We start from the raw sequence: 23,065 nt of genomic DNA on the forward strand, positions 1-23,065 counted from the left end.
CCTGACGACATCATCCGTCATGGGCTCCGCGGGGCATCGGCCACGGTCCGGGCCTGGGCGTGCGGCTGTGAACTGCCGGTTGCGGGCCGCGTCGGCTCCGGCAGGCCGGCTGCCGGGCGCCGGCAGGGGCGGGGAAGGGCAGGGGAAGGGGCGGGGCAGGGGCAGGGCCGGCGCTACAGGAGGTGCTCGATCCTGATCGGCAGTTCCCTGGCCCGGTAGCCGGTCGCGTGGAAGACGGCGTTGGCGATGGCCGCCGCGGCGCCGACCATGCCGACCTCTCCGAGGCCCTTGACGCCCAGCGGGTTGACGACCGTGTCCGTGACCTCCACGAACTCGATGTCGACGTCCGGAGCATCGGCGTTGACCGGTACGAGGTACTCCCCGAGGCTTGCGTTCGCCCAGCGGCCGTCGCGGGTGTCGACCAGACTGCCCTCCAGCAGTGCCTGGCTGAGACCCCAGAGCATGCCGCCCATGACCTGGCTGTGGGCGGTCCTGGCATTGAGGATCCGGCCCGGGGCGAAGGCGCCGACCATCCGGCGTACGCGGACGATCCCGAGGTCCGGATCGACGGCGACCTCGGCGAACTGGGCCCCGAAGGTGGCGAGCCCGTAGGGCACGTTCGGTGCCGGCGGCTGCCAGCTGCCGAGCGCGTCCATGTCGGTCATGGAGTGACGCTGCATCAGGTCACGGTAGGACTCGCCGCTGCCGGGCTCGTCCCGCAGCTCCATCCGCCCGCCGCGGACCACGACGGCGGCCGGGTCCGCCTGGTGCAGCGGGGAGTCGGGGTCGGCGATCGCCTGCTCGATCATCTGGTCGCGGAGCGTGGTGACCGTCGTGTGCACCGCGGCACTGAGCATGCCGGCGCCCGCCGAGCCGACCGCGGCCGCGACGTTCGGCAGGTCGGTGTCGCCGTACTCGAACCGGACGTTCTCCACGGAGACGCCCAGGCCGTCGGCGGCGACCTGGGTCATCGCGGTACCCGATCCGGTGCCGAAGTCCTGTGTGCCGGCCTGCACCACGGCGGACCCGTCGGCGTACAGGCGGGCCCGGGCGCGTTGCGGCTGCATGGGGAAGAACACCGGGTATCCGGAGGTGGCCATGCCCTTGCCGATGAGCCAGTTGCCGTCCCGCTCGGAGCGGGGTTCGGGGTTGCGCGACTGCCAGTCGAAGCGGGCCGCGCCGCGGCGGTAGCACTCCTGCGCGCCGTCGCTCGACCACGGGTGGCCGGTGTTGGGGTCGGCCTCGGCGTGGTTGCGCAGCCGCAACTGCACCGGGTCGACGCCGATGCGGTGCGCGAGCTCGTCCATCAGGCATTCCAGGGCGAACATGCCCGTGGTCTCGCCGGGGCCGCGGGTGAAGGTGGGCGTCATGGTGTTGCCGCGGATCAGCCGGTAGACGCCCTCGTAGTGGGGGCAGGCGTAGGCCTGCGAGGCGATGCTGAGCGAGGGTTCGGCCCATTCGTCGAAGGGCGAGGTCAGCGAGAGCTTGTGGTGGCGCAGGGCGGTGAGCCGGCCGTCGTCCGTGGCGCCGAGTTCGACGCGTTGCTCCTGCTCCTCGCGGTGGCCGCAGGAGGTGAACATCTGCTCGCGGGTGAGCGCCAGCTTGACGGGGCGCCGCACATGCCGTGCGGCCATGGCCGCGAGGGTGACGTGCGGCCAGATCATGGCTTTGCAGCCGAATCCCCCGCCGACGTACGAGGCACGGACCCGTACCTTCGACGGCGGGATGCCCAGCAGCGCCGCCACGGTGCTCTGGCTGGCCACGATCCCCTGGGTGGCGTCGTAGAGAGTGAGCCGGTCGCCGTCCCAGACCGCTGTGGTGGCCGAGGGCTCGATGGGGTTGTGGTGATTCGCTGCGAAATGGTACGTCGCGTCGAGCCGGTGGGTCGCCGCCTCGAAACCGGCCTCGACATCACCGCGCACGCTGCGTGCCGGGATGAACCCCGCGAAGATCGCCTCGGGTTCATAGGCCTGGTCCCGGCCCTCGTCGAGGGTGGTGATGGAGGCGCTCCGCTCGTAGTCGACGTGCACCTGCCGGGCCGCGAACTGGGCGCGTTCGTGCGAGTCCGCGATCACCATGGCCACCGGCTGTCCGAAGTAGTGGACGACGTCGCTCTGTAGGGGGAAGAAGCTCTCCCCGGGGGCGGCGTGGCCTGCCAGGGACGGCAGCAGGTGGGGCGGGGCGGCGATCTTCGGCAGGTTACGGTGCGTCAGCACGGCGAGCACACCGCCGGCGTTCTCCGCGGCACTGGTGTCGATTCCGACCACCCGCCCGCCGGCCGTGCGGGCGCCGACGAGGGCGGCATATGTGGTGCCGGGCAGCGTGAACTCCGCTGCGTAGCGGCCGCTTCCGGTGACTTTGGCGGGACCGTCGACGCGGGCGAGGGGCCGGCCGACGGCCGTGAGTGTGGCGCCCGTGGTCATGCCGTCCCTCCTCCTTGCGCGGCGACGGTCTGTAGCGCCCGGACGAGGGTCCGCCGGGCGAGTTCCGCCTTGAAGCCGTTCATCGGGCGGGTGACGGCGGGGGCCAGCTCGGCGGCCGCGGCCCGCACGAACACCTCCACGTCGGCGCGCTCGCCCACGAGGATGTCCTCGGCCCGGTGCGCGCGCCACGGCTTGGTCGCCACGCCGCCCAGGGCGAGCCGGGCCTCGCGGATCACGCCGTCCTCCAGTGCCAGCGCCACGGCTGCCGAAGCGAGGGCGAACTCGTAGGACTCACGGTCGCGCACCTTGAGATACAGCGATCTGCGCGCCATCGGGACCGAGGGCACCTCGATCGCGGTGATCAGTTCGCCGGGGGTGAGGGGGTGCTCCCGCTCGGGGGTGTCCTCCGGGAGCAGGAAGAAGTCGTCGACCGGGATGGTGCGGGATCCCTTGGTGCCCTCCACATGCACGACGGCGTCCAGGGCGACCAGCGCGACCGCCATGTCGGAGGGGTGGGTGGCGATGCAGTGCTCGCTCGTGCCGAGGATCGCGTGACCGCGGTGGACGCCTTCCAACGCGGAGCAGCCGCTGCCCGGAACGCGCTTGTTGCACGCGGATTCGGGGTCGCGGTAATAGGAGCACCGCACGCGCTGCATCAGATTTCCGCCCATGGAGGCCATGTTCCGCAGCTGGGCGGAGGCCCCGAGGAGCAGCGCCTGGGAGAGCATCGGGAAGCGCTCCACGACCGCGCGTGCCTGCGCCACCTCGCTCATCCGGGCCAGCGCGCCGATCAACAGTCCCCCGTCGGAACGGTCCTCGATGCCGGCCAGCGGCAGTCGGTTGATGTCCACCAGACGATGGGGGCGCAGCACATCCAGCCGGAGCAGATCGACTTCCGTGGTGCCGCCCGCCAGGTAGGAACTTCCGGGATCACTCGTCACCGCCGCGACCGCGGCGGGTACGTCCGTCGCTCGGGTGTAGCTGATGGCACGCACGTCACTGTCCTGTCTTCCGGCCACGCACCTGACGAATGGCGGCGCGGATATGGGGATAGGCCGCGCACCGGCAGATATTGCCGCTCATCCACTCGGCGATCTCGCTGTCGCTCCCGGCATGTCCTTCGTCGAGCAGGGCGACGGCCGACATGATCTGCCCGGGTGTGCAGTACCCGCACTGGAAGGCGTCGTGTTCGAGGAAGGCGCGCTGCATCGGGTGCAGCTCACCGTCCTCGGCGAGGCCTTCGATGGTGGTCACTTCCCGGCCTTCGCAGGTGAGGGCGAGCGTCAGACAGGCAAGCACTCTGCGCCCGTCGACCCAGACCGTGCACGCCCCGCAGGTTCCCTGGTCGCAGCCCTTTTTGGAACCGGTGAGAGCCATGTGCTCACGCAGGGCGTCCAGGAGGCTCACCCGGGGTTCCAGATTCAGTACGTGGGAGATGCCGTTGACGACGAGGTCCACTTCCACGCTGTCGGGCCCTCGCGTCAGCAAGGCGGAGGACTCGGCGATGGATATTGACGCGCCTTTGTCTGCCACGACACTCACCTCGGAGTCGATGCCGTACGTCGAGCCTCCGTCCGGTCGTCCGGGCTCGCAACCGGACGGGGAGGCTCCGGGGCAGCGGGCCCGGTCGCACCCGGAGGTCCCGCGCGGCGCCCCTTACGGGATAATGCGGGGCATGCGGATTTCAGCCAGAGCGGACTATGCCGTGCGGGCGGCGCTGCAACTCGCCACCGCCCGGGACGCGGGGCCGCTCAAGGCGGAGGCCATCGCCCAGGCACAGGACATTCCGCATAAATTCCTCGAAGGCATCTTGAACGACATGCGCCGGGGCGGGCTCGTCGACAGCCGGCGCGGCGGCAACGGCGGCTACCGGCTGGCCAAGCCCGCCGAGGCCATCAGCATCGCGGATGTCATCCGGGTCGTGGACGGTCCGCTGGTGTCGGTACGCGGAGTCCGCCCGCCGGAGTTGTCGTACACGGGGCCCGCCGCATCGCTGCTGCCGCTGTGGGTCGCCCTGCGGGCCAACGTCCGCCAGATCCTCGACGGCGTATCCCTGGCCGATGTCGCCTCGGCCGAGCTGCCGGCCCAGGTGTCCGCACTGACCGAGGACCCCGCTTCCTGGACGAATCCCTAGGGGGTGTCGTTTTGCCAGACCCCGTGAACCCGGCCTGATCCAAACGCCAGGCCCTGGGACCGTCCGGCCGGTCGGACGCGTAGCCGGGGCCACCAGACGCCCCGTCCGGATGCCGAGACCGGACTGTCCACCCCTCGAACGCCCCTTGATCCGCCCGCAGTCCGGCAGCATCCTATTCCCTATCAATCCAGTGGGAAAACTAGGGAAGCCGGGTGGGCGAAGTGGGCGTGCGGGCAGCGAGGCGTTCCGCTCCTCCGGTCGACGGCCCGTTCTCCCGGCCCGCGCCGGAGACACCCGACAGGACGGTGAACGGCGCCATGCCGAAGAAATCCGCAGCACGGCCCGCCTTCATGGAGCTCAACCACCTTGCCGATGAAGGGATCCGGCTCCGGGTCACCCGGGAGATCGCGGATGACCTCGCCGTCGACGCCCTCAGCCGCGACCGGGCGGGCAAGCCTCCGTTCGACGAGGTCTCACGGCTGCGCGAAGCGGGGCTGCCCGCGCTGCTGACACCACCCGGCCCGGCCCGGCGCGGCGTCGACTGGCGCACCGCCTGCGCGGTCATCCGGGAGATCTCGGCGGCCGACAGCTCCATCGGTGAACTGCTGGCCCGGCACTACGTGTTGTCGTGGAGCGCACGGTTCTTCGGCACCCCGGAAAAGGCCGACGGGCTGGAGCTCCGGACGGCCGCGGAGCAGTGGCTCTGGGGCGGGAGCGCCGACATTCCGGACCCGGAGCCGACGGCAGGCCCCGACCTCACTCTCACACCGGCCGACGGCGGGTACCTCCTCAACGGGTGCAAGGCCCTTGCCTCGGGCGTCCTTGTCGCGGACCGGCTGGTGCTCGGCGCGGTGTGCACGGATACCGGCGATTCGCTGATCGTGTGTGTCGACCCGGACCATCCCGGTGTGGTGGCCGACCCCGAGGACGACCGCCTCGGCCAGCGGCTCACCGGCGCCGGCCGTATCAGTTTCGACAGTGTCCCGGTCCCCGCCGATCACGTCCTCGGTGCCGTCCCCCGTGACGAGCACGCCGTCTCCCCCTTCGCCACGCTCGCCCCGCTGGCCCTCCGGCTCGCCCTCGTCCACGTCGGTCTGGGAACGGCCGAAGGCGCCCTTGCCGAGGCACGGGACCTCGACCTGGCCGCACCGCGCGGCTGGCCGGCCACGGGCCAGGACGCCGACGCGTACCCGGAGCGGCTCGGTCCGGATCCCTACCTCCTCCTCGCGTACGGGGAATTGGTGACGGCCGCTCACACCGCCGCGGCGGTGGTCGAATCGGCGACGGAGGCGCTGGCGCGGGGCCTGCTCGCGGGGCAGGAGCTCGGTGTGGACGAGCGTGCCGACATCGCGGTCCTCGTGGCCGCGGCCGAGGCCGTCACCAGCAGGTCCGCGATGGAGATCACCACCCGTGTCCTGGAACTCACGCGGGGCGCCGACTCCCCGGCCGGCGCTCCGGGGTTCGACCGGTTCTGGCGCAACGCACGCATCCTGACAGCGCAGGCCTCCCCCACCCACCAGCTCCGCGACATCGGCGACCACTATCTGAACGGCACACACCCGCCCCTGACCATGCGTGTCTGACATCGCTGCCGCGGCCCGCAGGGTGGAGCCCGTCCGCACCCGCGATGCCGTACTGCCGCGACGCGGGGGTAATTCGACGGCGCCGTCGGCGTAGCTTCGGACCGATCCGCGCTGTGGGCTGCTACATCTCGTGGATGCCCCCGGAGCGGGGGAAGCCCCGTCGGTCCTGTGAGGTGGCGCCTTGTCCGTAGGTCGCAGCGATTCCCTGCCGCCCGGCAGACGGGCGGAACCCCTCCAGCGACTGCTGTTCGGCGGGGTCTACGGTTCGGTGCTCGCCAGCGCGCTGGCCGCCGCGCTGAGCCATGAAGGCACACCGGCCAACCCGGGGTACGACGCGCTGTGGGTGGCGCTGTCGGCAGTGGCGTCGGCCGCGGCACACGGCTACGCCCACTCCGTCGCGCACCAGACGGACGAGGACACCCACGTCACCACCAGCGCGGTCCGTTCGATGCTGACGGAATGGCCGCTGGTGGCCGCGGTGGTGCCGACGATCGCCGTGCTGCTCGGTTCGCACGCGAAGTGGTGGGGCGAGGCGAGCGCGATCGACGTCGCCCTGACCATCAATACGGTGGCGTTGTTCGGCTGGGGGGTGTGGGCGGCCCGGGTGGCGGGCCGGAACTGGCCGGGGTCCTTCCGGGTCGGTGGGGTGGATGTGCTGATCGGGCTGTTCATCGTGTTCGCGAATGTTCTGAGCAAGTAGCCGGGAGGCGGCAGACGGCTGGGGCGCGCCGGGCTCGGGGGTCGGCGCGCCGGGACCGCGTGGACGAGGCAGGGTGCACAGCCCTCTGGCCTCGCGACGCCGCGGTCCCGGCGTCCGGCTCCGCTGCGGGTCAGGTGGCGGGTTCCACCGCCAGCCAGGTGGCTATGGCCTGGGCGATGGGCTGATCGGTCTCCAGTTGGACGAACCCGAACTGCCCGCCCTGGTTGCATTCGAGGAACCACCATGCTCCGTCCGGGTCTTCGGCGAAGTCAAAGGCACCATAGGCAAGTCGGGCGGTTTTCATGTAGTGGTCCACCGCCCGGTGGATGGAGTCGGGCACCTCGGCAGGCTCCCAGGTGCCGTTCTGGGTGAAGCGGCTGTCCACTTCCTCGGGATCGGCTTTCTTGCGGGCGGCGAACAGATGCTCACCGACGCAGGTCAGCCGGATATCGGCCTCCTTGGGGATGTGCTGCTGGAGCAGGGTCGGACCGGCCGCGACGCCGCTGAAGTCCGCGTCCGGGCTGATGCGTGTGGTGGGCAGCACCAGCGGCGGGTCGCCGGGGTGCTTTCCGCTGACCGATTTCACCACCAGGTCCTGGTGGGCGGCCGCGAACTGCCGGGCAACCGCCGGGAACGTGGTGATCAGTGTGGGGGGCACGAGGAAACCGCTGCGGCGGGCGATCTGGAGCTGCCACGGCTTGTTGCGTGCCTGCACGGACGCGGCGGGATGGTTCATCCAGCGTGCCGGGGTGCAGGCGAGCATGCCGTACAGCGCCTGCTCGGACTCGGCCGTGATCCAGGTGGACTGTTCAGGGGCGCGCGCGCCGGGGGTGCCGGGGCGGCGGACCCAAACCGAGCGCAGACTGCTCAGGCTCACCATGCGTTCGCCCGATTTGAGATATCCGTGGAAATCGTTCTCGGCGAACTCCGCCGACAGGGCAACCCGCCCGGGCAGGTCGGCGGGGTCGAGGCGGACGAGCGGGACACCGAGGTCCTGCAACGTCGACACCACGATGTCCGCCGTCAAATCTTCCTCGCAGGTAAGGACCAGGACGGTCATCGGCGCTCAGTCGTCGAAGTGGGTCTTGGAACCGGCGGTGGAGGCGGTGGTTCCGGTTGCCAGCAGCACCGCCCGGCTACAGGTAGCCGGGCGACCATCCGGGAGGACGTTGAGTTGCCGTGTGGCGTCATAGCTGTAGGGGGTGGTGGTCGGTGATTTCACCGCCGGACGGGCGTAGCTCAACGCAAACGGTCGCATACCTTCTCCTTCGGAAGCCCGGTTTCTGAGCCCTTGGCACGGGGCATACATCAAGGCCCCGTTTGATGACTCTGCACGGAAGACGCGACAATCTGGTCAGTAAGTTGCCTCTTTTGCTCGTTTCCGGCGATCCTCTTGACTGAAAAGCGACGATCGCGTAATCGCCGGCCTTGCCAAGTACCGCCGTCGAGGCATGCCCTGACGGCCCGTTCGGGCAGGGGACACTCACTTGCCCCCACCCTCAAGAAGGCTTCCCCGCCCGGGAGTTGGGCACGCGGAAGGGGCCCCGGCACGGCGATCCAGGGGCGCGCTGCCGCGCGCCGGATCGCGCACTTCCGCCTCCCTCTCACCCCGTGAATAACTGACGAGACGTCAGAAAAAAGTGTGGCGTGTGGGGCTGCTGATACGCGTGGTGCGGGTGGTTCAGCCGGGGAACCGTCCGTCGGCCGATACCTCCAACGGTGTGCCGGCCAGGATGGCGACGACGAGATCCACGGTCAGGCGATGCCACTGGCGGGCGCCACGGAGCATGGTGTGTCCGCCGCGCGGCATGGCGACCGAGTGGGCCCGGGCCCCCGACTGCCGGGCACGGTCGGCGAAGGCCCACGAGCCCTCGGCGTCGGTGACCCGGTCGTGCTTGTCGTGCAGCAGGACGACGGTCCTGCCGCGCAGATGGGAGACGGGTTCGCCGGGCGGGCACCAGGGGGCGAGCGCCACGATGCCGCGGACTGCCGGGTGTCCGCCGGTGAGCAGGGCGGCCCTGCCGCCCATGGAGTGGCCGACGAGCACGACCGGTACGTCCGCGGCGAGCGCGGTCAGCTCGTCGAGCGCCCGGCGGGCGTCCTGGGCGGCGTCCGCCTGGGGACCGTTCCACCCCCGGCAGCGGTAACGCACGGAGGCGAGCAACAGATCCCGGCCGCCGGGTGGCCGGGACATCGCGGAGCCGAAGGGCCGCATCCGCAGTGCGGGGAGGTTGAGCCGTGGTGGCGGGGTCAGGCCGTCGGCCCGCCCTCCGTGCATCAGCAGCACCGCGGCCCGCGGCACTTCCGGGCGGCGGTGGACCACCAGCGGACGGTGCGCGCCGCGCTGTCCGCCGCCGCTGTCGGGGTGTGCGGGCCGTGCCGGGCCTGTCCTCATGGGCGGTGGTCCTCCGGGTGGGGGCGTCGGCGCGGTGGCAGCGGCAGGAAACCGCTGGTGCGGGCCGTGTAAGCGGCGTAACCGGGGCGGTCGGCCAGGTGGTTCTCCAGCAGTCGCTTACCGCTGCCGCAGATCAGCAGGTACGACATCACCAGCGGCGAGACCACGGCGACCGCGCCACTTTGCAGGGTGCCGCAGGCCGGCAGGAACAGTCCCCACCAGACGAGGAAGTCGCCGAAGTAGTTGGGGTGCCGGGTCCAGCCCCACAGGCCCCGGTCCATCACCCGGCCCCGGTGGGCCGGGTCGGCCTTGAACCGGGCGAGCTGGAAGTCCCCGACGCTCTCGAGGACACAGCCGGTCGCCCACAGCAGCCCGCCGGCGACGGCGCTCGCCCCCAGCGGCACCGCCGCATACTGAGCCACCTGCACCGGCAGCGAGATCAGCCACACCAGTGCGCCCTGCGACAGGTACACCGTGCGCAGGGCGTAGGCGTCGCGGCTGCCGGGGGCCTTGGCCAGCATGCGGGCGTAGCGCGGATCCTCACCGTGCCCGCGCCCCCGCCGGGCGATATGGACGGACAGCCGCAGCCCCCACACCGCCGTGGCGGCCGTGACCAGGATCCGCCGGCCGTCGTCCCCGTAACCGGCGGACAGGGCACACGTCGTCAGGGCCACCGCGGTGAAGGCCGCTCCCCATGCGATGTCCACCAGCCGGTGCACCCCTTTGGCCCGGGCGACGGCGAACGTGATCAGCATGACGGCGAACGCGGCACCGGCCGCCACCGCGAGGCTGACGGCGAAGGCCGCCCAGGGGAATCCGGTCATCGCCCGCCGTCCCGCGCGTACCAGTCGTACGGCGTCGCCGGCAGGCCGGACTCCCCTTCCGGTGTGGGGCGTACGGCGAGGATCTGGTCGACGCCCATCCGGCGCTCGGTGAACGCCAGGCCGGCCCCGGCCAGATACAGCCGCCAGACCCGGGCGGTCGGTTCCCCGGCCAGTGCCACGAACTCCCCCCAGCAAGCCTCCAGTGTGCGGTGCCAGGCGGCGATGGTCCGTGCGTAGTGTTCCCGCAGCGACTCGACGGACCGGACCTCCAGCCCGCCGGCCTCCAGCAGGCCGACGGTCTCGCCCAGCGGGCGCATATGCATGTCGGGAGCGATATACGACGCGATGAACGCGCCGCCGCCGGGTGCGGCGACGCCGCGGGACATCTGCTGGACGAGCACCCGCCCCCCGGGGCGCAGCAGCGCGTGCAGCCGGGCGGCGAAGGCCGGGTACTCGGCGTCGCCCACATGCTCGCCCATCTCGATCGCGCTCACCGCGTCGTAGCCGCCTCCCTCGATGTACCGGTAGTGCCGCAGCTGGACCTCGACCTGATCGCTCAGGCCGAGCTCCTGGACGCGAGCGGCCACAAAGGCGTGCTGCTCTCGCGAGAGCGTGACCGCGGTGACCTGCGACTGGTGCTCCCGCGCCGCGTGGAGCGCGAGACTGCCCCAGCCGCAGCCGACGTCCAGGAGGCGGGCGCCGGGGCGAAGGCCCAGCTTGCGGCAGACCAGCTCCAGTTTGTCCCGCTGGGCGTCGGCCGGTCCGTAGGAGGGGTCGGCGGGGCGCGTCCAGTAGCCGCAGGAATAGGCCATGGTCTCGTCCAGCAGCAGGGCGTACCAGTCGTTGGACAGGTCGTAGTGATGGCTGATGGCGGCCCGGTCACGGACGGTGCTGTGGAGCGTGCCCCGCAGCCGTGCCCGCGGGGCTCCGGGAGCGGGCGGGCGCGGGCCCAGTGCGCCGAGCCGCAGTGCGGTGACGGCCATCCTGGCCAGTTGCCGGGGGCCGGGGGAGCCGGGGGCCGGGCCGTGTTCCCGTACCGAGCGCCACACTCTGCTCAGGCCGTCGGCGAGGTCACCGTCGATGTCCAGCTCGCCCGCGATGTAGGCCTGGGCCAGCCCGAGTTCACCGGGCTGCCACAGCAGACGGCGCAGGGCTCGCGGTGAGCGCAGCACCACGACCGGCGCGGCCTTCGGCCCGGCCTCGCTGCCGTCCCAGGCCCGCAGCCGCACCGGCAGGCTGCCCGCGAAGTGGCCTGCGAGCAGTGCGGCGAGACGGGGCGCGACGCGCGTCATCGGACCCCGCCGTCCCGCGCCGTCGTGGCGGCCTTGGTCAGGAGCAGCTGGCGTACGTCCAGGTAGCCGGCGCGGAATCCGGCCTCGCAGTAGGCCAGATAGAACTCCCACATGCGGCGGAACACCGCGTCGAAGCCCAACGAGGCGACCGTGGCGGGCTGGTCCGTGAAGCGCTCGCGCCACAGCCGCAGCGTTTCGGCGTAGTGGCCGCCGAATCCGTCGTTCTCCTGTACCCGCAGCCCGGCGGATGCGGCGCACTGCCCGATGGCCTCGACGGAGGGGATCAGACCGCCGGGGAAGATGTACTTGTGGATCCAGGTGTAGGTGGTGCGGGTGGCGCGCATCCGGTCGTGCGGCATGGTGATCGCCTGGAGCGCGATCCGGCCGCCGGGCACCAGCAGGCGTGCGAGGGTGCCGAAGTAGACGGGCCAGTAGTCCTCGCCGACGGCCTCGATCATCTCCACGCTCACCACGGCGTCGTACACACCGGTCACCTGCCGGTAGTCACACAGCTCGACCGAGACCCGGTCCGCGTAACCGGCCTGCGCGAGACGCGCCATGGCGAGCTCGCGCTGCTCCTGTGACAGGGTCACGGAGACGACGCGGGCACCGCGGGCGGCGGCGCGCAGGGCCAGCTCGCCCCAGCCGGTGCCGATCTCCAGCAGCCTGGTGCCCTCGCCGACGCCGGCCAGGTCCAGGAGCCGGTCGATCTTGCGGTGCTGGGCGTCGGCGAGATCGCTCCAGGTGGCGGGACGCTTGCGGAAGAGGGCCGAGGAGTACGTCATGGTCCGGTCCAGGAAGAGCGCGAACAGCTCGTTGGACAGGTCGTAGTGGCGGTGGATGTTCTCCCGTGCGCCCTCCAGCGTGTTGCGCTGTCCGCTCGGCCTGCGGTGCGCCCAGGCGCCGCGGAGCCGTTGCAGGGGGCGGGGCACCAACGCGGTGAGATGGCGGGCGAGCACGGTCAGTGCGCCGACCGGATCGTCCGCGTCCCACTCCCCCGCCATATAGGACTCGCCGAAGCCGATGAGCCCGTCGGTACCGATCCGGCGGAAGAACGCGTCCGGGTCGTGTACCCGTACCAGGGGCCCTTCCTCGCCCGTGGCCGGGGCCTCGCCGAGCGCGACGCGCAGCGGCAGCGAGGCGAGCGCCCGTCGGACGATCAGCCGGGTCACGGCGGTACGGACGGCCGAGCCGCGCGGACCGCGCGCCACATCCGGCCACCTGGCCGCGTCCACCCGTTCCCGGGCCGTCGTGCGTGCGGCGAACGGGGCGAGGGCGGCCCCGGTTTCGGTGCGGTCCGAGACGGAAGTCTTCACTGCATACCTTCCTGGAGACGGTGACGGGGGCGGGGCTGGACGGGCAGGCCGCGCAGGAACAGCGCGATGCCGTGGCGGCGGATCCCGGCCGTGAGGGCTGCTGTCGACCAGGGGTGGCGCAGCACCGTGGCCAGCAGTTGCCGCGTGGTCGCGGGCCGCCGGGTGCCGCGCACGGTCGCGGTGAACGGCCGGGTGTCGCCGCGTCGCAGCTGTACGGTCAGATCGAGCCGGCCGGCCGGCTCGGGCAGACGCATCCGGTAGGCGCCGTCGACCGGGAAGAACGGCGAGACATAGAACTCCTTGGGGACGTCCGCCCGGCCCCGCTCGTCGGTGTGCAGCAGATAGCAGTGGCGCTCGCCGTAGGTGTTGTGCACCTCGGCCACGACGCAGACGGGCGCGCCGGACCGGTCGTGGCACCAGTACAGGGTCAGCGGATTGAAGACATGGCCCAGGACCCTGGCGTGGGTGAGCATCAGCACCCGGCCGCCGTCCAGCCGCACTCCACGGCTCGTCAGGAACCCTTCCAGTCCGGCCCGGAGGGACGGTGCGGTGCCGGCGAAGTGGTCCCGTGGGTCGAACCGGGCCAGCGGGCGCAGGGCGACGGGGAGGCGCGGCGGGCGGTCGAGGTCGACCAGCCACATATAGGTGCGGTGGCGCAGGGAGTGGTGCACCGGGGCGGTGCGGGCGTGGGAGACCAGGCACTCGTAGAGCGCGGGCGTGCGGACGCCGGTGGCGGGAGCGGCGGCCGGTGCGGCCGTACGGGGCGTCACCAGCGCACCCCCAGTGCCGCGGCGGCCTGGACCCCGGAGCGGCAGCCGTCCTCGTGGAAGCCCCAGCCGTGATAGGCGCCCGCGAAGGCGGTGACGGCCGTGTTCAGCTGCGGCAGACATTGCTGGGCGGCCACCGACTCCGGTGTGTAGAGGGGGTGTTCGTAGACCATGCGCGCCAGGACCCGGTGGGTGGCGACCCGGTCGGTGGCGTTGAGGGTGACGAGGTAGTCCTCCGGGGTGTCCAGCCGTTGCAGACGGTTCATGTGGTAGGTGACCTGCACCTTGTCCGCCGGGGTGGTGCAGGAGGCCATCAGGTAGTTCCACGAGGCCCGGGCCCCGTGGGCACGGGGCAGCAGCGAGGTGTCGCTGTGGAGCAGGGTGGAGTTGCGCGAGTAGGAGAACGCGCTCAGGACCCGGCGTTCGTCCTCGGTGGGGTCGGCGAGCATCCGCAGTGCCTGATCGGGGTGGACGGCCACCACCACCGTGTCGTACGTGCGCTCCGTGCCGTCCTCGGTGACGACCGCGGCCCGGTCGTGGCCGCGGTGCACCGCCCGTACCGGCGTGCCGGTGCGGACCACCGTGAGCTGTTTGCCGACCCGGCCGACGTACTCCACCGAGCCGCCGGTCACCGTCTTCCACTGCGGCGACCCGCTGACGGACAGCAGCCCGTGGTGGTCGAGAAAGCGGAACAGATAGACGGCCGGGTACCGCATGGCGGTCGAGGGGGCGCAGGACCACACCGCGGAGACCAGCGGTGTGACGAAGTGGGTGACGAAGTACCGGGAGAAACCGCAGTCGGCGAGGAAGCGCCCGAGGGTCAGGGTGTCAGCGCGGTCCGTGGCGAGCGTGGTGCGCGCCGCGCGGTGGAAGGCCCGGATCTCGGTCAGCATCCGCAGATAGCGGCCGCGCAGCGCGCTGCGCGGCTGGGCGAACAGGCCGGCCGGTCCGCGGGCGCCGGCGTACTCCAGGCCGCAGCCCTCGCACCGTACGGACATGCTCATCTCGGAGTCCTGGGTGGCCACCCCGAGTTCGCGGAACAGCCGCAGCAGCAGCGGATAGGTGCGTTCGTTGTGGACGATGAAGCCGGTGTCCACCCGTACCACCCGGCCGTCCCCCGAGACCGTGTCGTGGGTGTGGGCATGGCCGCCGAGGCGGTCCTCGGCCTCGTACAGCGACACCTCGCATCCGCCTTGCTGGAGCACATACGCGGCGGTGAGGCCCGCCACTCCGCCGCCCACGACAGCTATCCGTCGACGCTCCACAGCAGGTGCCTCCTCGTCTCGGGGCGGGGCCGCGTTCCGGGGGCGGCAGCCCGCTCACTGAGGGATTCGGTGCCGGGGGCGGCGCGGATTGGTCCCGGTCTTCCGGGCCACCGCGACGCGTGGGACTGCGTGGTGCAGGGTGCGCCGCAGGCCTCGGCGGCGTGGGCATCGGGTCTGGTGGCCCGGACCGGACACACCGACGGGACCGGCGGCCGGCCGTGGCGGGCCGGCCGCCGGTCTCACCCGTCGTCTCCGGAGGTCACACCCGCAGGAGGCCCAGCGGCGCACTGGTGGGACTGCTGGAGCCGCCCGGGGGTTCGGCCGTGACACCGACCCCGTCGGCGCCCTGTGGTCCGCCGGTCAGCAGCATCGTGCCCGTGGAGCGGCCGGGTTCGACGAGTCCGGCGGGCACCATGGTGCCGTTGCGGCTGTACCAGAGTTCGTACACCCGCTGACCGGAGAGGGCCGGCAGGCCGTGGTACAGGAAGGCGGCCCGTCCCAGTCGCTTGGAGGCCACCACGGTCCCGTTGCCGCCGCCCTTGAAGGCCGTGGTGTGGAAGGTGGCGTCCGGGGCGGCCATCATGGCGCTGACCGCGGCCGCCTGTGCTTCGGCCCGGGTGGTGCGGTCCCGCTGCTGGTCGGCCTCGTGCCGGGCGTTGACGGCCAGACCGCCGGCGACCGCGGCGACGGCCAGACAGGCGGCGGCCGCGAAGTAGGGCAGGCGAGGGCGCGCGCGTCGGCGCAGCGGAACCACGGTCGCCTCGTGCCGTACCGGCGGCAGTTGCCGGACCTCGGGCAGGGCCGCCATCACCCGGAGCCGCAGATCCGCCGGGGGCACCTCGGCGACCGCCAGGGCGAGCCGGGCCGCGGTTTCCTGCAACTCCCGCACTTCCTGGGTGCAGGCCTCGCAGTGGGCGAGATGGCGGGTGAACTCCGCCGCCTCCTGCTCGGACAGCGCGCCCAGGGCGTAGGCGCCGGTGAGTGTGTGCAGATCGACGGTGTTCATGCCGACACCCCCAGGCAGTCGCGGAGCCGGATCAGACCGTCGCGCAGCCGGGTCTTGACCGTGCCCAGCGCCGTGCCCAGCAGGTCGGCGGTCTCCCGGTAGGTGTAGCCGCGGTAGTAGGCGAGCGTCACCGACTCCCGTTGCAGTTCGGTCAGCTGTCCCAGGCAGCGGCGCACCTGCTCGCGCTCCAGCCGCCGCTCGACGTGCTCGCTGACCTCGTCGAAGGCCGCGGTGTAGGCGTGCAGCCCGGCCCGGTGGTCGCGGTCGGCCGCCGCCTGGACCGAGCGCACCCGGTCCACCGCGCGCCGGTGGGTCAGAGTCATGATCCAGGCCATCGCGCTGCCCTGCCGTGCGTCGTAGCGGGCCGCGGACCGCCACACCTCGATGAGCACCTCCTGCGCCACCTCCTCGGACTGGGCCGGATCCCGGACCACCCTGCGCACCAGTCCCAGTACGGAGCCGGCCACCGCTGTGTAGAGACTCTCGAACGCTTGCTGGTCACCACGTGAAACGCGGTCGAGCAGTGATTCCAGCGCACCGGAATGGGGCGCTGAGGATCGGTCGCCGCGGGCTGCGACGGGCATGAACACCTCCGGACTGTGACGTGGTCACCAGTGATTCGGCGCCGGGCGACACCCGGATTGGTCGCAATGGATTCTGGCCCATGCCACGGCGGACACCGCAGGCGGGCCCGGCGCACGATGCCGTCGCCGTGCGCCGGGCCCGGCCGGCCGGCGAGGCGGCGGGGTCGACCGGTCCACCGGTTTGCGCGCGTCGTACGCCTCTCCCCCGCCCGGTACTGAGGAAGGATCACCGTCGGGTGCACCGAGGCGCGGAGAGGACTGGGCGTGCAGGACGCGGATGCCGTCATCGTGGGTGCGGGAGCGGCCGGGCTCTCGCTCGCCTACCGGCTGTGCGAACCGGCGGCAGGCGCCCGGCGGCTGCGGGTGCTGCTGGTCGACGCACCGCGCGGGCCGCTCACCCCGCAGGAACGGACCTGGTGTTACTGGGAAGCGCCGGGCGGCCCCTTCGACTCCGCGCTGACCGCTTCCTGGGAACGGCTGCGCGTGCACGGCCCCGACGGGACGGCCACGCAGGGGCGGCCCGCGCCCTTCCGGTACAAGATGCTGCGGTCGTGCGACTTCGAAGCCCTCGTCGGCGCCCGGCTGTCCGGCCAGGACACCGTCGTCCGGGTCGGGGCAACGGTGGAGTCCGTGCGGGACGTTGCCGGTGGCGCCGAGGTACGGGGCCGCGACGAGGCGGGGCGGCCGGTGGCGCTCCGGGCCCGCTGGGCCTTCGACTCCCGGCCGCCCGTCCGGCTCCCGCCGGCCCGCACCACGCTCCAACAGCACTTCCGGGGCTGGTTCGTCGACAGCCGGCGGCCGGCGTTCGACACCACGACCGCGGATCTCATGGACTTCCGCACCCCGCAGCCCGCACAGGGCCTGTCCTTCGGATATGTCCTGCCGCTGAGCGAGCACACCGCGCTGGTGGAGTACACGGAGTTCTCCCGCCGTATCGCGGACACCGCCGCCTACGAGCGGGCGTTGGGCCAGTACACCGCGCGGGTGCTGGGGCTGGACGCGTTCCGTGTCACCGCCGTCGAGCAGGGCGCGATCCCCATGACCGATGCCCGTTTTCCGCGGCGGGCGGGCCGTTCGGTGTTCCGCATCGGGACCGCGGGCGGCGCCACCCGCCCGTCGACCGGGTACACCTTCGCCGCCGTGCAACGGCAGTCCGCGCTCATCGCGGCCGCCCTCCTGGCGGGCAGGCCTCCCCTTCCCCCGCCTCCGCACCCGGCCTGGCACCGGGCGCTGGACGCCGTGCTGCTGCGTGCGCTGGACAGCGGCCGGGTCGACGGAGCCGAGTTGTTCACCGGGTTGTTCCGCACGGTGCCGATGGAGCGGCTGCTGCGGTTCCTCGACGGCCGCTCCCGCCTGTGGGAGGACGTCACCATCGGCCTGCGCACCCCGGTGCTGCCCATGCTCCGGACCGTCGCCGAACTTCCGCTGCTGCCCCGCCGGATCACCGTGCGGTGACCCGGCCGATCGCGCGTCCCCGGACCCCGGAGGAGAGACATCCATGGCGCTGCTGATGGCACTGCTGCACGAGGGCGGGCACCTTCCCGCACGCGCGCTTCGGGAGGGATCGTGACAACCGGACGGGAACACGGCAGAGCCGCGCGGCACGGACGCGACCGCCGGGCAGAACGGGTGCCGGGGCCGCCGGGGCGGGACCGGGCCGCGCCCGACGGACCGGGCGTGGCGGTGATCGGCGGCGGGATCGCGGGCCTCTGCGCCGCGACCGCGCTGGCCGAGCGGGGGGTGCGGGTCACGCTGTACGAACGGGAGGGGAGCCTCGGGGGGCGGCTGGCGGGCTGGCCCGTGCGGCTCGCCGACGGTTCGGCGGCGACCATGAGCCGTGGGTTCCATGCGTTCTTCCCGCAGTACTACAACCTGCGGGGGCTGCTGCGCCGGGTCGATCCGGGGCTGGACATGCTCCGCCGGCTGCCCGACTATCCGCTGCACCACCGGTCGGGCCTGCGGGACAGCTTTGCGCGGGTGCCGCGGACACCGCCCTGGAGCGCACTGGGTTTTGTGGCGCTCAGCCCCACCTTCACCTGGCGGGATCTGGCGCGGATGCGTCCCGGCGCGGCCCTGCCGCTGCTCGACGTGCGGGTGCCACAGGTCTATCGGCGTCTGGACCGCATCAGCGCCGCGGACTTCCTCTCCCGTATCCGCTTCCCCGATGCCGCGCGCCACCTGGCGTTCGAGGTGTTCTCCCGGAGTTTCTTCGCGGACCCGCAAGAACTGTCCGCCGCGGAACTGGTGTTGATGTTCCACATCTACTTTCTCGGCTCCAGCGAAGGGCTGCTGTTCGATGTGCCCGCCGAGCCCTTCCCGCAGGCGCTGTGGCACCCCCTCGGCCGCTATCTGGCGGGGCACGGGGTCCGGGTGCGTACGGGCACGGAGGTGACACAGGCCGAGCCGACGACGGACGGCGGGGTGCACGTCGTCGCGGAGGGCGCGGGCCGGCGGTTCGACGCGGTGGTTCTGGCGCTGGACCCGGGAGGGCTGCGTCAACTCGTCGCCAAGTCCGGTGAGTTGGGCGACCCATCGTGGCGCGCGCGGGTCGGGCGGCTGCGGACCGCGCCGCCCTTCCTGGTGTCGCGGCTGTGGCTGGACCGCCAGGTGCGCGCCGACCGGCCCGGCTTCCTGGGCACCAGCGGTTTCGGCTCGTTGGACAATGTCAGTGTGCTGGAGCGCTGGGAGGGAGAGGCGGCCCGCTGGTCCGCCCGCACCGGCGGCTCGGTGCTCGAACTGCATGCCTACGCCGTTGCCCCGGAAGCCGACCGTGCACGCGAACAGCGGCGCCTGGTGGACCAGTTGCACTCCGTCTATCCGGAGCTTCACGGCTCCCGGATCATCGATCAGCGGCACGAGTGGCGTGCGGACTGCCCGCTGTTCCCGGTGGGCGGTTTCGGCGACCGGCCGACCGTGCACACACCCGACCCGCGGGTGGTGGTCGCGGGCGATGTGGTGCGGACGCGTTTCCCGGTGGCGCTGATGGAGCGTGCCGCGACCACCGGCTTCCTCGCGGCCAATGCGCTGCTGGCGCGGTGGGGCGTACGGGGCCAGACCCTGTGGACCGTGCCGGGCAGGGGACGCTCCGCGCCGCTGCGGTGGGCGGCGCGGCTGGCGGACCGCTGACCGGGGTACGCTCCGGCACCGTCGACGGCGCGGGGCCCCGGCGGCCGGGCGGTGTCACCCCGGGTGGCGTCCGCTGCTGCGCAGCTCCCAGCGGCGCTCGGCGTAGGCCAGGTCATCCCGCCACAGCCTTCGCGAGGCGGCGCGCATCAGCGGGCGCAGGGCGGGCGCGGCCGCGCGCACGAGGGCGAATCCGGGGCGCCGGGAGGTGGCGACGATCGCCTCGGTGACCGCGGTGCGCGGGCGTCCCCGGTCGTCCGGGCCCAGCGGGGTGGCATGGGTCTCCACCACGGAGCCCTGTCCTTCGCCTTCCACGATGTGCATCACCACGGTGCGGGGCTCGGGGGCGGTGAAGAGCGCCTTGACCGGTACCACCGCGCGCCCGGCGACCTTGAAGGAGACCTCGACGGCGAAGCCAGCGGGCCGCTCCCCGTCGCTCTCCGCGGGGGTGTCGAGCACGGTGAGGTCGACGAAGGAGTAGGGGTGGAACCATGCGCCGTGCCACGGGTCGAGGCGGTTGGCCAGCACGTCCTCGGGTTCGCACCCGCCGGTGGTGGTGTGGACGGCGGTGACGGCACCCTCCGGCCGCGGCCGCACGGGGACGACCGGCTGCCGCAGCGGCCGCTCCCCGCCGGCCTCGTCGAGGCGCACCCAGGCCAGCAGGCCGTCGTCGTGGACGGGGAACGGCTCCCAGCCGGTGAACGGGGCGCCGTCCAGGGGGAGTCCGTGCCAGCGGCAGCGGAGGGTGCCACCGTGCACGGGGCTTCGGTCCAGTGGCGCGCCGAGGTGCGGGCAGGCACCGGGCCCCGCGACCAGACGTCCTGCCGCATCACGCCAGGCGACGACCTCGGTGCCGGCCACGGTGCGTCCGAAGGCCCGGTGGGCGCCGATGGCGTGTGCCGCGCCGAGGACGAACCAGTTGCCGGACGGGCGGGCGAGGGCGGCCTTGACGGCGTCGGCGATGAGCGCGGGCTTCGCGTCGCGCCACGTCGGACGCTGCCGCTCCCACGGCACGGCTCCGCGGCGCAGCCGGAGCGGGAGGCGCGGAGCGCGGCGGGCCTCCCGGGTCATGAGGCTTCCTCCCGCACGTGGTGCGGCATCCCGGCACGCCGCCCGGCAGCGTGCCGGGCGGCGACGCGGCCGGCGACAACCCGGGCCAGACCGCCGAAGGCGGTGGCCATGCGGCGTCTGCGGGGGACCACCGAGCGGCGGTGCAGCACGGCGTATCCGTCGTCGCGCACGGCGTCGAGGATGGCGCCGTAGAGGACGAACGCGGTGCGGATACACGGGCGGGAGACCGGGTCGAGCATGGCGAGGCCGGGCGCCGCCTCGCGATAGACACCGCGGGTGAGCTCGGCGGCGTCCTCCATGGCCGCGGTGATGCGCGGGTCCCGGATGCCGGTGTCCCGGCTCCACCGGAGCAGCGCGCGGTCGACGCCGTGCGCCGCGAGCAGATCCGCGGGCAGATAGATCCGGCCCCGGTCCAGGTCCTCGCCGACATCGCGCAGGAAGTTGGTGAGCTGGAAGGCGACGCCGAGGGCCGCGGCGTGCGGCGCGGCTTCCTCCTGCGGCACGACGGTGCCGAGCACCGGCAGCATCTCCAGGCCCATCACCGCGGCCGAGCCGTGCATATAGCGCGCCAGATCGGCGTACGTCGGGTAGTCCGTCACCGTCAGATCGCTGCGCATCGACGCCATGAAGTCCGCGAAGTGCCGGTGGGCGATGCCGTACACGGCAGCGGTGTGCGCCACCGCGCGCACGACCGGTTCCGTGCTCTCGCCGCCGCGCAGGCCCTCCTCCAGACGACGCCGGAGGGCATCGAGCGCCGGGGCGCGGTCGGCGGCGGTACGGCCGGGGCCGGGTTCGTCGACGAGGTCGTCGGCCCAGCGGGCGAAGCCGTACAGGGCGTGGACGGCCGGCCGGCGTTCCGGGGGCAGCAGCCGGGTGGCGAGGAAGTAGGTCTTGCCGTGCCGGGCGTTGAGCCGGCGGCAGTGGGCATAGGCGTCGCGCAGGAGGGGGTCGGTGATGCCTGCGGCGTCCAGTTCGCGAGCGGTCATGCCGGGATGCCTCTCGGGGTGGGGCGGGCGGTGCCTGCGGTGGAGCGAGCGGCCCGCAGGCCGGTGACCCGGGCCGCGGCGAGCTTGCCGGAGATCACGACGGTGGGGATGCCGACGCCGGGGGTGGTGCCGCAGCCCGCCAGCACGGCGTTCACCGTGCCGCGCACGAGGTTGCGGGGGCGGAAGGGGCCCGTCTGCGCCAGGGTGTGGGCGGCGGAGAAGGGGGTGCCGGCGGCGAGCCCCTGGGCGGTCCAGTCAGCGGGGGTGACCAGGTGCTGCATCTCGATGGCGGCGCCGATGCCGGTGAGTCCCCGGCGTTCCAGTACGGCGAGCAGGCTGTCGCGGTACCGGGGGGCCAGGTCGTGCCAGGACCCGGCGCCGGGGCCGGTCTCGGTGTTGGGGCAGGGCGCCAGGATGTAGTGCAAGTGGCGTCCTGGCGGGGCGAGTTGCGGGTCGGATGCGGTGGGGCGGGTGAGGAGCAGCGAGGGGTCGCTCATCAGCTGCCCGGTGCGGGTGAGTTCGTCGAAGGTCCGCTCCCACGCGGCACCGAAGGAGATCGTGTGGTGCGCCAGCCGCGGCCAGGTCCGGTCGGTACCGGCATGCAGGATCACCGCGGAGGGCGAGTGGCGCAGCCGGAGCGGGCGGCGGGGGCGCCTGCCGACCAGTCGGTGGACGACCGGCAGGTCGGGGGTGAGGACCACGGCGTCGCAGGGGATGCGCTCGTGCGCGGTGACCACCGCCGTGATCCGGTCGCCGCTGCGTTCCAGCCGCGTGACCGGGTGGCCGTAGCGGAAGGCGGCACCGGCGTCGGCGGCAGCGTCCGCCATCGCCCGCGGCAGGGCGTGCATCCCGCCGCGGGGGAAGTACACCCCGGCGACCGTGTCCATGTAGGCGATGACGGCATAGGCGGCGAGGGCGCGCGCGGGCGGTACGCCGGCGTACAGCGCCTGGAAGGAAAAGACTCTGCGCAGCCGTGGGTCGGGCAGGAACCGGCCGATACGGTCGTCGAGCCGGCCGAATCCCCCGAGGGCGGCGAGGCGGACCAGGTCCGGGTGCATCAGCTGGAGCGGTGAGTCGAAGTTGGTGTCGATGAAGCGGTGGCGCTGGACCGCGTACAGCTGCTGGAGCCAGTGCCGCAGCCGGCGGTACCCCTGGGCCGCCGGGGCGCCGGCGAACCGTTCGACCTCGGCCTCCATGGCCTCCGCGTCCGTGTGCACGTCCAGTTCGCTGCCGTCGGCGAACCGGGCGCGGTACGCCGGGTGCAGTGCCTGGAGTTCCATCCGGTCGGTGAGGCGTTCGCCGACCGCGGCGAACGCCTCGTCGATGAGGTCCGGCATGGTCAGCACGGTCGGTCCGGTGTCGATGCGGTAGCCGTGCCGCTCGATCCGGCCGGCCCGCCCGCCGGGCAGTTCGTCGCGCTCGACGACCGTCACCCGTCGGCCGGCGCCGAGCAGATGGAGCGTGGCGGACAGCCCGGAGAGACCGGCGCCGACCACCACCACATGGTCGGTGGGGCCGGTGACGGCTCTCATGAGCCGCCCCCTGCGGCCCTGCGGGCGAACAGGTCCCCGGAGGGCCGGCCGGCGGGCGGCGGGC

Annotated in this window: 21 protein-coding genes; 5 read left to right on the top strand and 16 right to left on the bottom strand. The window is 72.7% G+C overall.

Annotation, left to right across the window (positions count from 1 at the left end; translation table 11 throughout):
- Positions 1-173 precede the first annotated feature (173 nt).
- The 3 genes from M8I34_RS04535 to M8I34_RS04545 are packed head-to-tail and all read right to left on the bottom strand — an operon-like array spanning position 174 to position 3,956.
- Positions 174-2,423, bottom strand: coding sequence for a xanthine dehydrogenase family protein molybdopterin-binding subunit (locus M8I34_RS04535; RefSeq protein WP_250047998.1), 2,250 nt, complete (start codon positions 2,421-2,423; stop codon positions 174-176).
- Complete coding sequence (locus M8I34_RS04540) at positions 2,420-3,418, bottom strand: xanthine dehydrogenase family protein subunit M (RefSeq protein ID WP_250047999.1); 999 nt, start codon at positions 3,416-3,418, stop codon at positions 2,420-2,422. The genes M8I34_RS04535 and M8I34_RS04540 overlap by 4 nt, the downstream gene beginning before the upstream one ends.
- Before the next feature lies 1 nt (position 3,419).
- On the bottom strand, positions 3,420-3,956 hold the full coding sequence (locus tag M8I34_RS04545; protein WP_250048000.1) for a (2Fe-2S)-binding protein: 537 nt from the start codon (positions 3,954-3,956) through the stop codon (positions 3,420-3,422).
- Between the two features lie 142 nt (positions 3,957-4,098).
- Here M8I34_RS04545 and M8I34_RS04550 point away from each other — a divergent pair, with 142 nt between their 5' ends.
- From M8I34_RS04550 to M8I34_RS04560, 3 genes are all read left to right on the top strand, one after another.
- Positions 4,099-4,557 carry an Rrf2 family transcriptional regulator gene (locus M8I34_RS04550; RefSeq protein WP_250048001.1) on the top strand — a complete coding sequence of 153 codons (459 nt, stop codon included), beginning with the start codon at positions 4,099-4,101 and terminating at the stop codon, positions 4,555-4,557.
- A gap of 317 nt (positions 4,558-4,874) precedes the next feature.
- Positions 4,875-6,140 (top strand): acyl-CoA dehydrogenase, encoded by a 1,266-nt coding sequence (locus tag M8I34_RS04555; RefSeq protein ID WP_250048002.1) that lies wholly within the window; start codon positions 4,875-4,877, stop codon positions 6,138-6,140.
- Positions 6,141-6,321: 181 nt separating this feature from the next.
- Positions 6,322-6,840 (top strand): hypothetical protein, encoded by a 519-nt coding sequence (locus M8I34_RS04560; RefSeq protein WP_250048003.1) that lies wholly within the window; start codon positions 6,322-6,324, stop codon positions 6,838-6,840.
- Positions 6,841-6,970: 130 nt separating this feature from the next.
- Here the strand turns inward: M8I34_RS04560 and tgmB are convergent, their stop codons facing one another.
- The 10 genes from tgmB to sigK all read right to left on the bottom strand — a co-directional run bounded on the left by tgmB (position 6,971) and on the right by sigK (position 16,289).
- On the bottom strand, positions 6,971-7,900 hold the full coding sequence (tgmB, locus tag M8I34_RS04565; protein ID WP_250048004.1) for an ATP-grasp ribosomal peptide maturase: 930 nt from the start codon (positions 7,898-7,900) through the stop codon (positions 6,971-6,973).
- A 6-nt stretch (positions 7,901-7,906) separates the two neighbouring features.
- The gene (gene tgmA, locus M8I34_RS04570; RefSeq protein WP_030079154.1) at positions 7,907-8,098 is read right to left on the bottom strand and encodes a putative ATP-grasp-modified RiPP; all 192 of its coding nucleotides are present in this window, start codon (positions 8,096-8,098) and stop codon (positions 7,907-7,909) included.
- 423 nt (positions 8,099-8,521) lie between these two features.
- On the bottom strand, positions 8,522-9,235 hold the full coding sequence (locus M8I34_RS04575) for an alpha/beta hydrolase (protein WP_250048005.1): 714 nt from the start codon (positions 9,233-9,235) through the stop codon (positions 8,522-8,524).
- Positions 9,232-10,059, bottom strand: a complete 828-nt coding sequence (locus tag M8I34_RS04580) for a DUF1295 domain-containing protein (protein WP_250048006.1) — start codon at positions 10,057-10,059, stop codon at positions 9,232-9,234. Before M8I34_RS04580 ends, M8I34_RS04575 begins: the two co-directional genes overlap by 4 nt.
- Positions 10,056-11,351: a cyclopropane-fatty-acyl-phospholipid synthase family protein gene (locus tag M8I34_RS04585; protein WP_250048007.1), complete on the bottom strand. Its 1,296-nt coding sequence runs from the start codon at positions 11,349-11,351 to the stop codon at positions 10,056-10,058. Before M8I34_RS04585 ends, M8I34_RS04580 begins: the two co-directional genes overlap by 4 nt.
- Positions 11,348-12,586 (bottom strand): cyclopropane-fatty-acyl-phospholipid synthase family protein, encoded by a 1,239-nt coding sequence (locus tag M8I34_RS04590; protein ID WP_250048156.1) that lies wholly within the window; start codon positions 12,584-12,586, stop codon positions 11,348-11,350. The genes M8I34_RS04585 and M8I34_RS04590 overlap by 4 nt, the downstream gene beginning before the upstream one ends.
- A gap of 77 nt (positions 12,587-12,663) precedes the next feature.
- Positions 12,664-13,437 (bottom strand): DUF1365 domain-containing protein, encoded by a 774-nt coding sequence (locus M8I34_RS04595; RefSeq protein ID WP_250048008.1) that lies wholly within the window; start codon positions 13,435-13,437, stop codon positions 12,664-12,666.
- Positions 13,434-14,699 carry an FAD-dependent oxidoreductase gene (locus M8I34_RS04600; RefSeq protein ID WP_250048009.1) on the bottom strand — a complete coding sequence of 422 codons (1,266 nt, stop codon included), beginning with the start codon at positions 14,697-14,699 and terminating at the stop codon, positions 13,434-13,436. Before M8I34_RS04600 ends, M8I34_RS04595 begins: the two co-directional genes overlap by 4 nt.
- Positions 14,700-14,958: 259 nt before the next feature.
- Positions 14,959-15,705 carry an anti-sigma factor domain-containing protein gene (locus tag M8I34_RS04605; RefSeq protein ID WP_250048010.1) on the bottom strand — a complete coding sequence of 249 codons (747 nt, stop codon included), beginning with the start codon at positions 15,703-15,705 and terminating at the stop codon, positions 14,959-14,961.
- Positions 15,702-16,289 (bottom strand): ECF RNA polymerase sigma factor SigK, encoded by a 588-nt coding sequence (sigK, locus tag M8I34_RS04610; RefSeq protein WP_030982713.1) that lies wholly within the window; start codon positions 16,287-16,289, stop codon positions 15,702-15,704. Before sigK ends, M8I34_RS04605 begins: the two co-directional genes overlap by 4 nt.
- Positions 16,290-16,553: 264 nt before the next feature.
- On the opposite strand from sigK, the gene M8I34_RS04615 reads away from it, so the two are divergent.
- A complete protein-coding gene (locus M8I34_RS04615; protein ID WP_250048011.1) occupies positions 16,554-17,744 on the top strand; it encodes a lycopene cyclase family protein in 1,191 nt (396 codons plus the stop codon).
- Positions 17,745-17,855: 111 nt separating this feature from the next.
- Entirely contained in the window at positions 17,856-19,415 is a 1,560-nt protein-coding gene (locus tag M8I34_RS04620) for an NAD(P)/FAD-dependent oxidoreductase (protein WP_250048012.1), read from the top strand.
- A 54-nt stretch (positions 19,416-19,469) separates the two neighbouring features.
- On the opposite strand, the gene M8I34_RS04625 is transcribed toward M8I34_RS04620, so the two are convergent.
- From M8I34_RS04625 to crtI, 3 genes are read right to left on the bottom strand one after another with little or no spacing between them, the layout of a single operon-like run.
- On the bottom strand, positions 19,470-20,483 hold the full coding sequence (locus M8I34_RS04625) for a DUF5914 domain-containing protein (protein WP_250048013.1): 1,014 nt from the start codon (positions 20,481-20,483) through the stop codon (positions 19,470-19,472).
- On the bottom strand, positions 20,480-21,469 hold the full coding sequence (locus M8I34_RS04630) for a phytoene/squalene synthase family protein (protein ID WP_250048014.1): 990 nt from the start codon (positions 21,467-21,469) through the stop codon (positions 20,480-20,482). Before M8I34_RS04630 ends, M8I34_RS04625 begins: the two co-directional genes overlap by 4 nt.
- A complete protein-coding gene (gene crtI, locus M8I34_RS04635; protein WP_250048015.1) occupies positions 21,466-23,001 on the bottom strand; it encodes a phytoene desaturase family protein in 1,536 nt (511 codons plus the stop codon). Before crtI ends, M8I34_RS04630 begins: the two co-directional genes overlap by 4 nt.
- Positions 23,002-23,065: the final 64 nt, after the last annotated feature.

The sequence above is a fragment of the Streptomyces sp. MCA2 genome (genome assembly GCF_023544705.1).
Classification (GTDB): Bacteria; Actinomycetota; Actinomycetes; order Streptomycetales; family Streptomycetaceae; genus Streptomyces; species Streptomyces decoyicus.